This is a genomic window from Nocardia sp. NPDC004722, from assembly GCF_053601505.1.
The window spans coordinates 1-10,928 of the sequence record NZ_JBSGBY010000270.1 but is presented as its reverse complement, the minus strand read 5'-3'; the positions used below and the strand labels follow the sequence as shown (position 1 = coordinate 10,928).

The 10,928-nt window shown below is 68.0% G+C and carries 10 protein-coding genes; 9 read left to right on the top strand and 1 reads right to left on the bottom strand.

Annotated features, from left to right (window positions below; all coding sequences use genetic code 11):
• Positions 1-99: 99 nt before the first annotated feature.
• A complete protein-coding gene (locus tag ACWELQ_RS24650) occupies positions 100-315 on the bottom strand; it encodes a hypothetical protein (protein WP_452399415.1) in 216 nt (71 codons plus the stop codon).
• Between the two features lie 218 nt (positions 316-533).
• Here ACWELQ_RS24650 and ACWELQ_RS24645 point away from each other — a divergent pair, with 218 nt between their 5' ends.
• From ACWELQ_RS24645 to ACWELQ_RS24605, 9 genes are all read left to right on the top strand, one after another.
• Positions 534-1,523 (top strand): zinc-binding dehydrogenase, encoded by a 990-nt coding sequence (locus tag ACWELQ_RS24645; RefSeq protein ID WP_452399414.1) that lies wholly within the window; start codon positions 534-536, stop codon positions 1,521-1,523.
• A 220-nt stretch (positions 1,524-1,743) separates the two neighbouring features.
• Positions 1,744-2,496 (top strand): hypothetical protein, encoded by a 753-nt coding sequence (locus ACWELQ_RS24640; RefSeq protein WP_452399413.1) that lies wholly within the window; start codon positions 1,744-1,746, stop codon positions 2,494-2,496.
• 328 nt (positions 2,497-2,824) lie between these two features.
• Positions 2,825-4,201, top strand: a complete 1,377-nt coding sequence (locus ACWELQ_RS24635) for an MFS transporter (RefSeq protein WP_452399412.1) — start codon at positions 2,825-2,827, stop codon at positions 4,199-4,201.
• Positions 4,191-4,610 (top strand): MarR family winged helix-turn-helix transcriptional regulator, encoded by a 420-nt coding sequence (locus tag ACWELQ_RS24630; RefSeq protein WP_452399411.1) that lies wholly within the window; start codon positions 4,191-4,193, stop codon positions 4,608-4,610. Before ACWELQ_RS24635 ends, ACWELQ_RS24630 begins: the two co-directional genes overlap by 11 nt.
• 37 nt (positions 4,611-4,647) lie before the next feature.
• Positions 4,648-5,454 carry an N-acetylmuramoyl-L-alanine amidase gene (locus tag ACWELQ_RS24625; protein ID WP_452399410.1) on the top strand — a complete coding sequence of 269 codons (807 nt, stop codon included), beginning with the start codon at positions 4,648-4,650 and terminating at the stop codon, positions 5,452-5,454.
• 134 nt (positions 5,455-5,588) lie between these two features.
• Positions 5,589-7,544 carry an amino acid transporter gene (locus tag ACWELQ_RS24620; protein WP_452399409.1) on the top strand — a complete coding sequence of 652 codons (1,956 nt, stop codon included), beginning with the start codon at positions 5,589-5,591 and terminating at the stop codon, positions 7,542-7,544.
• Between the two features lie 184 nt (positions 7,545-7,728).
• Positions 7,729-8,637, top strand: coding sequence for a metal-dependent hydrolase (locus ACWELQ_RS24615; protein WP_452399408.1), 909 nt, complete (start codon positions 7,729-7,731; stop codon positions 8,635-8,637).
• Entirely contained in the window at positions 8,634-9,743 is a 1,110-nt protein-coding gene (locus ACWELQ_RS24610) for a PDR/VanB family oxidoreductase (protein ID WP_452399407.1), read from the top strand. The genes ACWELQ_RS24615 and ACWELQ_RS24610 overlap by 4 nt, the downstream gene beginning before the upstream one ends.
• Positions 9,744-9,767: 24 nt before the next feature.
• Positions 9,768-10,928, top strand: a 1,161-nt coding sequence (locus tag ACWELQ_RS24605) for an SDR family oxidoreductase (RefSeq protein WP_452399406.1), incomplete at its 3' end; no start/stop codon positions are given.

Here is a 10,928-nt window from a genome sequence, read left to right as displayed (position 1 = left end):
CCTCGAGCCACTGCTTCAGCTGATCCTGCACCGCGTGATTCTCGCACGTTCCGCCTCAGGTTCGGGGCACGGCGCACAGATTCAGAGAATGGCGGCGGCTCAGCGGGTTCCGGTGCGGACGCCGTCTCGGATCTGGTACACGCGGGAGGTGGTGATATCGCCCGCGGCCTTGGCGATCAGGAACACGCGCTCGCCGGCGGCGGTGGCGTCCTTGATGCGGTCGCGCCAGATGGCGTCGGCGGCCTGGGCGGCCTGCTTGGCGGCCTCGCGCGCACGGGTGGCTTCGCGAATGTCCTGCAGGAGCGGGGTGGGCATGGAGGCAACCTTCCTGGTCCCCGGAGTGGACGGCGGATCTCGCCGCCTTTTCAAACTAGGCGGTCTGATGAGTCGAAGTCAAGGCTGCTTGTCTCGAAAATGACTCATGTCGAGTTCGCTCTCGGAGGAATCTTCACCAGCGCGCTTGACCTGAACCTATGTCGAGGTTCGAAGCTCGACTCATCGACAGCGGTCGAGATCGACAGGGAGGCAATGACATGCGAGTGGTGCAGGCGAAGGAATTCGGCGGACCCGAAGTGCTCTCGGTGACGGAGGCGCCGGACCCGGTGGCCGGGCCGGGCGAGGTGGTGGTGCGGGTCGCGGCCGCGGATGTGATGTTCCTCGACACCATGCTGCGCAGTGGTGTCGGCGCCGCCTACTTCCCGGTGGTGCCGCCGTTCGTGCCCGGCGGCGCGGTGGCGGGCACGGTCGAGGCGGTCGGACCCGAGGTCGATGCGACCTGGATCGGCAAGCGCGTCGCCACTCCGACCGCGGCCAGCGGCATCGGCGGCGGGCTGCCCGTCGGCGGCTACGCGGAACTGGCCCTGGCCAAGGTGGCCACCCTGGCCGTCGTGCCCGAGGAGCTGAGTTTCGTGCAGGCGGCCGCCCTCGCTCACGACGGGCGCACCGCCCTCGCGGTCGCCGATCGGGCGAATACCCAACCGGGCCAGTGGGTGCTGATCACCGCCGCCGCGGGTGGCCTGGGCACGCTGCTCATCCAGCTCGCCCGCGCGAACGGGGAGCGGGTCATCGCCGTCGCCCGGGGCGAGGCGAAACTCGCTCTCGCGCAACGACTCGGCGCACACGAGGTCGTCGACTACTCGCAACCGGACTGGGCCGAACAGGTGCGGGCGATCACCGGCGGGGTGCAGACCGTCCTCGACGGCGCGGGCGGTGACATCGGCCGCGCGGCGCTCACCACGCTCAACGCGGGCGGATCGCTCATCGCCTACGGCAATTCGGCGGGCGGGTTCGCCGCGGTGGACGCGGAAGCCGCTGCGGCCCAAGGTATCACCCTCGTCTCGCTGTTCGATGTCGCGACTCCCGACACCGATTGGCTCGGCCTGCACGAGCGCGCGCACGCCGAAGCCGCGGCGGGCCGCCTCGAGGTCGTCGTCGGCCAGACCTTCCCCCTGGAAGAAGCTGCCGCCGCACACGCCGCCATCGCTTCCCGTGCCGCGATCGGTCGCACCATACTCACCGTCTGATCGGCGTGTCGTAGACGACCGCCCAGTCCGCAGGAGCAAGGTTGGACCGGGCGGACGGCGTGCCACCGTCCGCGCCCCACACGCGGGATCGACGATGGATACGCGGAGTCGGCGATGTGAGTGGAGGCGGCGGCGCGTGTATGTCGGCAGTGCGAGATCGGTGGTGGGCGCGGGGTTTGCGGTGGTGCATCGGGTTGGCGACGGGCGGACGGAGGCGGCTTTGCGTACACGGACCGGAGTGGTCGGGGCGCTGATCGCCGCGGCGTGCCTGGGCTGGGCCGCGTCGGCGGGGGCCGCGCAACCGCCGCCGACCGATGTGCTGCCGGTCCCGGCCGATATCGAGCCGTTGCAGGTGCCCGAGCGCACCTCGATCTCGGTGCGCACGATGGTGCCGGGCGTGGGGTGGGGGACCGAGAACGAGACCGAAGAGCGTGCGGCACTGTCGATTTCGAAGCTGTTCATCGCCGACTACGCGCTCCGGCACGGGGACGGGTCGGCCGCCGACCGGGACCTGTGCGAGCGCATGATCCGCAAATCCGACGATGCCGCAGCGGATCAGCTCTCGCGCAAATACCCCTCCGCCATCGACGACATCGCCCGCGAATACGGGCTGCCCGCCACGCACGGCGCGGGCGGCTGGGAACTGTCCACCACGAGCACCGCCGATGTCGCCGACTTCCTCGCCGCCAAGGTCCGCACCGAACCCGACAGCCCCATCCTCGCCTGGATGGAGGAACCCGCCGACAAGGCCGCCGACGGCACCCGTCAGGACTGGGGCACCGCCCGCCTCCCGCAAATCCTCGGCAGCAAATGGGGCTGGTCCGATCTAGGCGATCCAGAGGTCGCCTCAGCCTCCTTCGGCCCCGGCTTCACCGTCGCCGCCCACACCTACGGCACCGCCGAGCAACAAACCCAAGACGTCCAAAACGTCCTGTGGGGCCTGATCGGCAAACTAACCCCACCCCGGCATTAACTCCGCCCCGCCACTGCCCCCCGCCCCCGTGACCGAGCCTGCCCGCTGCCGAAAGCGACCTGGCCGCCAACGGGCGCGGCGGGCGGCTACTCCTGGCGTCGAGCGTCGCCGTGGCACACGGCCTCGCCTTTGGGATCCGGCGTGCGTCACCTCGTCATCTCAGCGTGTTTTCGGCTGGGATCCACACCCCGCTGTCGCCGTTCGCGTGGATTCGGCCAAATGCACGCCGGAATGACGATTGGGGGCTGGCCGTCCTCGGCGTGGGCGTGAGCTGCGCCACTCGTCAAGACTCTTGCATTCGGAATGATTGTGTCTTCACAATCATTGTGTGCTTACAACTGTTGAGGGGCTGAGCTCGCGGCGGAAGACGATCATCTTGATCACCTGCTGCTTGAGCCTGCTGATCTCTTCCATGGACGCGACCATCGTGAACGTCGCCATCCCGACCATCCGCACCGATCTGGGTGCGCCGATGTCGAAGCTGCAGTGGATCGTCGACGTCTATACCCTCACCCTCGCCAGCCTGCTCATGCTCTCCGGCGCGGCCGCCGATCGGTTCGGGCGCAAGCGGGTGTTCCGCATCGGCCTGCTGCTGTTCGCGGCCGGTTCGCTGCTGTGCAGCCTCGCACCCACCATCGAGGTGCTGATCGGCGCGCGGTTCCTGCAGGCCGTCGGCGGTTCCATGCTGAATCCCGTTGCCATGTCGATCATTACGACCACCTTCGTGGGCAGCGTGGAGCGCGCTCGCGCGGTCGGTGTGTGGGGTGCGGTGGTCGGCATCTCGACGGCCATGGGGCCGCTGGTCGGCGGCGTGCTCATCGACAGCCTGGGCTGGCAGTCGGTGTTCTGGATCAATCTGCCCATCGTGGCGGTCGCGCTGGTGCTCACCACCGTCTATGTGCCGGAATCGAAGTCGGCCAAACCGCGCGGGATCGACCCGATCGGTCAGGTACTGGCCATCGCGGTGCTGTTCACGCTGGTGTTCGGCCTGATCGAGGGCAAGCCCGCCATCTTCGCCGTCACGGCGCTGGCCCTGGGCGGATTCCTCTGGCACGAAGCACGGCACCCCTCGCCGTTCATCGATCTGCGTTTCTTCCGCAGCTTCCCGTTCTCCTCGGCCACCGTGATCGCGGTCTGCTCGTTCGCCGCGCTGGGCGCGTTCCTGTTCGACATGTCGCTGTATCTGCAAGGGACACGGCACTTCTCGGCCGTGCACACCGGCCTGCTCTACCTGCCGATGGCGGTCGGCATGCTGATCTTCTCGCCGCTGTCGGGCCGGCTGGTCGGCCGCCACGGCACCCGCCCGTCACTGCTGGCCGCGGGCACCCTGATGGCGGTGGCCGCCGTCGGCCTGACACTGCTGCACGCGGACACTCCGATCTGGCAGCTGGTCATCACTTTCGCGGTGTTCGGTATCGGCTTCGGCATGGTGAACGCGCCCATCACCACCACCGCGGTCAGCGGCATGCCGCTCGATCGCGCGGGCGCGGCGGCCGCGGTGGCCTCCACCAGCCGCCAGGTCGGCGTGAGTCTCGGTGTGGCACTGTGTGGTGCGCTCACCGGCGCGGGATTGTGGTGGACCATCGCGGGTTTCGCCACCGCCGTCATCGCGCTCGGCGTCGCCGCCAATACCGACTGGGCGTACCGTTCGCGAGACCGCATCGCCCCCTTGCTCGAACAGAAGGTCCCCGCTCATGCCGGCTGACACGCCCTCGACCGATATGGTCTGGCGGCAACTCACCCACCTGGTCATGGACACCCGCGACGGCTGGAAGCGCGCGGTGGTGGAGCGAACCGGCATGCCGTTCAGCCGTATTCGCGTGCTGCGCCGATTGCTGCCCGGCCCGCTCACCGCCAAGGAGCTGGCCCGGGCGGCCGCCATGGACGCCCCGGCCACCACCGTCGTGGTCAACGATCTCGAGGAACGCGGCCTGGTGATCCGCGAGATCGACCCGTCCAACCGGCGTTCCAAACTCATCTCACTCACCCGGGCCGGGCAGGAAACAGTGGCCGAGGCGCTCGCCACACCCGACCCCGCCCCTGCGGAACTGGCCGCCCTGACCCCCGCCGACCTGCGCACTCTCCACGAGATCCTGCGCAAACTCGAACACTGACTTACGGCTTCGTGATTCAACCGTTATCGTTTGTCCCGTGCGACACCGACACTGGCAATCCCTGGCGGCTCTCTGCGGCGCCCTGCTGATCGCGGGCTGCGGGCAGAGCATCACCGCCACACCGGTTTCGGCGTCCGAGCCGCGGCCCAGCGTGGCACCCGCCTCGACTCTCGCTCCGACCTCGCCGCTGCTGCCCATCGCGGGCCAGACCGTGGTCATCGATCCCGGCCACAACGGCGGCGGCGCGGCCCATCCCGACGAGATCAACGCCCAGGTGCCCGACGGGCGCGGCGGCATGAAGCCCTGCAACACCACCGGCACCAGCGGCAATGACGGTTACACCGAGCACGAGTTCAATTGGGCTGTCGGTCAGCAGGTCCGGGATCTGCTCACCGCGCGCGGCTATCACGTGGTCATGAGCCGCGACAGCGACGACGGCGTCGGGCCCTGCGTGAACGATCGCGGCACCCTCGGCAATCGGGTCGGCGCGGCCGCGGTGGTCTCCATCCACGCCGACGGCGCGCCCGCGGGCGACCACGGCTTCCACGTCGCATACTCCTCGCCCGCGCTCAACGACGCGCAATCCGGGCCCTCGGTGGCGCTGGCCACCATGCTGCGCGACACCATGGTCGGCGCGGGATTCACCAACTCCAACTACGTCGGTTCCGACGGTCTCGACCCGCGCGCGGATCTGGCCGGGCTCAACTTCTCCGAGCGCCCGACCGCCCTCATCGAATGCGGCAATATGCGCGATCCCGGCGATATCGCGGTCCTCGAATCACCGGACGGCCGCGCGCGATTCGCGCAGGCCATCGCCAACGCCATCGCCGCCTACGTCGGCTAGCACATCCCACTGAACGACTCACGGCGCGGGGTGCGTCCGCGCCCGGTTTGCCGTGAGTAGATTCTTCACGTCATTTCGGAATATTTTCGGGCTTCATGCAAGCAACCGGACCGCAGAGTTCCGGGGAGGACTCCTTGACCACCACCGACGTACGGCCGCGCTCGCGTTTCGCGAACTGGCTACTAGAGGACGCGGGTGAGCACCACTCGCAGATTCAGGGGCCGATGGCCAAGAAAGCCCCCAAGGAGCATCAGCATTCCTGGTGGAAGGTCATGTGCCTCACCGGTGTCGACTACTTCTCGACACTGGGCTACCAGCCCGGTATCGCGGCGCTGGCCGCGGGCGTGCTGTCGCCGCTGGCGACCATCGTGCTGGTGGCGCTCACCCTGCTGGGCGCGCTGCCGGTGTATCGCCGGGTCGCCAAGGAGAGCCACGACGGCGGCGGCTCGATCGCCATGTTCGCCAAGTTCCTGCCGAACTGGTGGGGCAAGATCTTCATCCTGGTGCTGTTGGGCTTCGCGGCCACCGACTTCACCATCACCATGACGCTCTCGGCGGCCGACGGCGCCGCGCACATCGTGGAGAATCCGAATGTGCCGTCGTTCCTGCACGACCAGAACATGACCATCACCCTGGTCCTGCTGGCGTTGCTGGCGGCGGTGTTCCTCAAGGGTTTCAGCGAGGCCATCGGCATCGCGGTAGGACTGGTCGGCGCGTACCTGGCGCTGAACGTGGTGGTCGCGGTGGTCGGCATCGTGAAGGTGGCGCAAGCCCCGCACCTGATTACCGACTGGTCGCATCTGCTGACGGCCAAGCACGGCAATATCTTCGCCATGATCGGGGTGGCGCTGCTGGTCTTCCCGAAACTGGCGCTGGGACTTTCCGGCTTCGAGACCGGTGTCGCGGTCATGCCGCAGATCAAGGGCAATCCGGCCGACTCCAAGGAGTTCCCGCGCGCCCGCATCGTCGGCACCCGCAAGCTGCTGACCACGGCGGCGTTCATCATGAGCGGGTTCCTCATCATCACCAGCTTCATCACCACCATCCTGATTCCGGAGCGGGAATTCGAGGAGGGCGGGCAGGCCAACGGGCGCGCGCTGGCCTATCTGGCGCACGAGTACCTCGGCAATGTGTTCGGCTCGATCTACGACATCAGCACCATCGCCATCCTGTGGTTCGCGGGCGCGTCGGCCATGGCCGGTCTGCTGAACCTGGTGCCGCGCTACCTGCCGCGCTTCGGCATGGCCCCGGAGTGGGCGCGCCAGATCCGGCCGCTGGTCCTGGTTTTCGCGCTGGTGTCCTTCGGCATCACCTGGTACTTCAACGCGAGCGTGGACGCGCAGGGCGCGGCGTACGCGACCGGTGTGTTGGTGCTCATCACCTCCGCCGCCGTCGCGGTGACCATCTCCGCCTGGCGCAAACAGCAGTACTCGCGGGTGGTGGGTTTCGGCCTGGTGTCGCTGATCTTCGTCTACACGACGATCGACAACATCATCGAGAAGCCCGCGGGTCTGCACCTGGCCATCCTGTTCGTGGTCGCGATCATCGTGGTGTCCTTGGCCTCCCGCATTCGCCGGGCCTTCGAGCTGCGGGCCGTCGAGGTGATCTTCGACGAGAAGGCGTGCGCGATGATCGACCAGCTCGCCGAGCGCGGTGAGATCCGCATCGTCACCCACGACATCACCGACGGCCGCTCGCCGGAGGAGTACGCGGAGAAGGAAGCCGACCAGCGGCGCGAGAGCCACATTCCCGCGGACGAGCCGATCCTGTTCCTCGAGGTCATCGTGAAGGACCCCTCGGAGTTCTCCACCACGCTCAATGTCACCGAGGTGGATGTGGACGACTACCACATCCTCACCGTCGAGGCCGCGGCCGTGCCCAATTGCATCGCGTCGATTCTCATCGCGATCCGGGACCGAACCGGTGAGTGCCCGCACGTGTACTTCGAATGGACCGAGGGCAATCCGCTGACCAACCTGGTGCGCTTCCTCTTCTTCGGTGAGGGCGAGGTGGCCCCCGTGACCCGCGAGATCCTGCGCCGCGCCATCCCGCGCCGCTCGCAGCGGCCGCACGTGCACGTCGACAGCTAGCGGTCGGCCGCGTCGATCAGGGCCTCGACGACACGCCGTAACCCCTCGTCGTCCCGGGTGATTCCGGGGTGGCGAGGGGTTCGCCTTATCGACATCGAATATATGTGTAACTCCTAGTTTCATGCATGGGTAGAATATTGCTACGCTCACGCAGCAAACGTGGATACGAGATCCAGGAGTACCGATGAAGCTACTTCCGACGCTGGGCCGTCGCTCGCCGGTGACCGAACCCGGAGAGGTAGCCCTGCAGGCACGCAATGTGCAGTTCGATTGGTCGCGGACCGAACCGGTCTGGATGAAGCGTGATCCGATCGCCTCGCACGTCCTCAATGCCCTGAGCATGCTGCTGCCCGAGGGCGAGCGCATGTTCCTGGTGACCTTCGGCGAGGCGCTGGAACTGGTCAAGGACGAGAAGCTGCGCGAAGCCATGATCGGCTTCATCGGGCAGGAGTCCATGCACGCCGAGAGCCACCACGGTGCCCTCGAACAGGTGCTGAAGACCCACGGCATCGACGTCGAACCCTATGTGCAACAGGCGGAGTTCATCTTCCGCAAGACGCTCGGCCCGCGCGAGATGAGCACCCCGGCCGCCCAGCAGCAGCAACTGGTGGAACGCCTGGGCGTGATCGCGGCGCTCGAGCATTTCTTCGCCTGGCTCGGCGACTGGGTGCTCAATGCCGACCTCGAGAAGTTCGACGCCGACCCGCAGATGCTGGACCTGTTCCGCTGGCACGGGGCCGAGGAGGTCGAACACCGCATGGTCGCGCACGATGTGGCCGAATACTTCGAGGTCGGCTACGTGCGCCGGTGCGCGCTCATGCTGATGGTGTTCCCCATCTTCATCGCCCTGCTGGCGCGTGGCGCGAAGTATCTGGTGCACCAGGATCCGTCGCTGCCCAACCACCGCTACCCGATGCTGATCCTGCGCATCTTCGCCTCCATGTGGCGGGGTTCGGTGCCGGGCATTCCGTCGCTGCTGGTGAGCGCGCTGTCCACCTTCAAGCCCGGCTACACCCCCGCGACCGTCGGTTCCAGCGCCCAGGCCATCGCGTACCTGGCGCAGTCCCCGGCCGCCCGGATGATGGCGTCGTGAGCGCTATCCGTCCCGTTCCGTTCGACCCGCCGCAGGACCTGTACGGCAAGGCGCGTGCCGACCGCACCACCCGGGTGCTGGACTTCATCGCCGAAAGCCGTTTGCGCTGGACCACTTTCGTCAACCGGCACGAACCGGATGTGCGGGTGGACGAGTGGCGCATCCCGCTGGTCGTGGTGGAGCGGCGGGTGGAAGCGCACGACACCGACGTCATCAGCCTGCTGATGACCGCGCCGGACGGCGGCAAGCTGCCGGAGTGGCGGCCGGGCGCGCACCTGGACCTGGAACTGCCGTCGGGCAAGGTGCGGCAGTACTCGCTGTGCGGCGATCCGGCCGACCGGCACGCGTATCGCGTTGCGGTGCGGCGCATTCCGCAGGGCAACGGGGGGTCCCTCGAAGTGCACGACACGCTGAAGGTGGGCACCCCGATCACCGTGCGCGGGCCGCGCAACGCCTTCCCGTTCGTGCTGCCCGGGTACGGATCCTCCGCCGCGCGTGTGCATTTCGTGGCCGGCGGCATCGGCATCACCCCGATCCTGCCGATGATCCGGATGGCCGAGCGGCTCGGCGTCGAGTGGAGCATGGTGTACGCGGGCCGGTCGCGCGACACCATTCCCTTTCTCTCGGAGGTGGAGTCGTTCGGGTCGCGGGTGACCGTGCGCACCGACGACGAGCACGGCATCCCGACCGGGGCCGACCTGCTGCCCGGCGTCGGCTCCGACACCTCGGTCTATTGCTGCGGGCCGGTCGTCATGACCCAGCTCATCGCCGACCGGATCCGTGAGATGCCCGGCGTGGAACTGTATTCCGAACGCTTCTCCCCGCCGCCGGTCGTCAACGGCACCGCTTTCCAGGTGGAACTGGCGCGCAGCGGCGAGGTCATCGACGTACCCGCCGACAAGTCGGTGCTGGAGGAAGTGCTGAAACTCCGCCCGGACAGCGCGTATTCGTGCCGTCAGGGCTTCTGCCGCACGTGTGTGGTGCGGGTCCGCGAGGGTGAGATCGACCATCGCGACACCGTGCTCACCGACGCCGAACGCGCGGCCGGCGACATGCTGATCTGTGTATCCCGTTGCGGCGGGGAACGTTTGGTGCTGGACCTCTAGCACCGTCTCAACGAGGAGAAGATCGTGACCGATCACCCCACCGTCATCCCCGCCGCCGAGCGCATGGTGCGCAGCGGCGAATTCGATATCGCCGTCTACGAATACGGTGAGCCCTCGGCCGAGACCATCGTGCTGGTGCACGGCTGGCCCGACGACAACCACCTGTGGGATCGGGTGGTGCCGCTGCTGGCCGACCGCTTCCACGTGGTCACCTACGACACCCGCGGACACGGCCGCTCCACCCGCACCGACCGCACCGAGGACTACCGGCTCGAGCACTTCGCGGCCGACTTCTTCGCCGTCGCCGACGCGGTGAGTCCCGATGCGCCCGTGCACATCCTGGCCCACGACTGGGGCTCGGTGGAGATGTGGGAGGCCGTCTGCGAGCCGCAGGCCGCCGGGCGGGTCGCCTCCTTCACCTCGGTGTCCGGGCCCAACCTCGACCACCTGGGCGCGTGGGTGCGCTCGAGCCTGTCGCAGGGCAAGGTGTGGGGGCCGTTCACCCAGATGCTGTCGTCGCTCTACACCGGGCTGTTCATGACGCCGGGCGTGCCGCGCGTGGTCTTGAAGCCGCTGGGCACCGAGAAGATGTGGTCGCGGTTCGTCGGCCTGATGAACGAGACCTCGCCGGAGAACATCAAGCTCGGGCCGGAATTCCGCCGCGACTTCTTCGACGGCATGCGCATCTACCGCGCGAACATCCTGCAGCGCCTCGGTGATCCGCGCGAGCGCCGCACCGAGGTGCCGGTGCAGCTGATCATCGCGCGCCGGGATGTGGCCGTGCGGCCCGCCGGGTACGCCGACACCAAGGATTACGCGCCCACCCTGTACCGGCGTGAGGTCGGCGGCGGGCACTGGCTGCCGTTCTCGCATCCGGAACTGCTGGCCACCTCCACCGCCGAACTCATCGACTCGCTGCGCACGGGGGAGACCTCGCGTGGGCTGAAGCGCGCCGAAGTCGGCACGCAGCAGCGGACTTTCGAGAATCAGCTGCTGGTGATCACCGGCGGCGGCAGCGGCATCGGCCGCGAGACCGCGCTGGCGTTCGCGCGGCGCGGGGCCGAGGTGGTGCTGTCCGACATCAACCTCGACTCCGCCAAGGAGACCGTGGAACTCATCGCGCGCGAAGGCGGTACGGCCCACGCCTACCAGCTGGACGTGTCCTCCGCGGCGGCCGTCGACGAG

Bases quoted from the DNA above. Each gene is read 5' to 3' on its own strand.
- ACWELQ_RS24650 (WP_452399415.1), bottom strand. From the start codon at position 315: ATGCCCACCCCGCTCCTGCAGGACATTCGCGAAGCCACCCGTGCGCGC.
- ACWELQ_RS24645 (WP_452399414.1), top strand. From the start codon at position 534: ATGCGAGTGGTGCAGGCGAAGGAATTCGGCGGACCCGAAGTGCTCTCG.
- ACWELQ_RS24630 (WP_452399411.1), top strand. From the start codon at position 4,191: ATGCCGGCTGACACGCCCTCGACCGATATGGTCTGGCGGCAACTCACC.
- ACWELQ_RS24615 (WP_452399408.1), top strand. From the start codon at position 7,729: ATGAAGCTACTTCCGACGCTGGGCCGTCGCTCGCCGGTGACCGAACCC.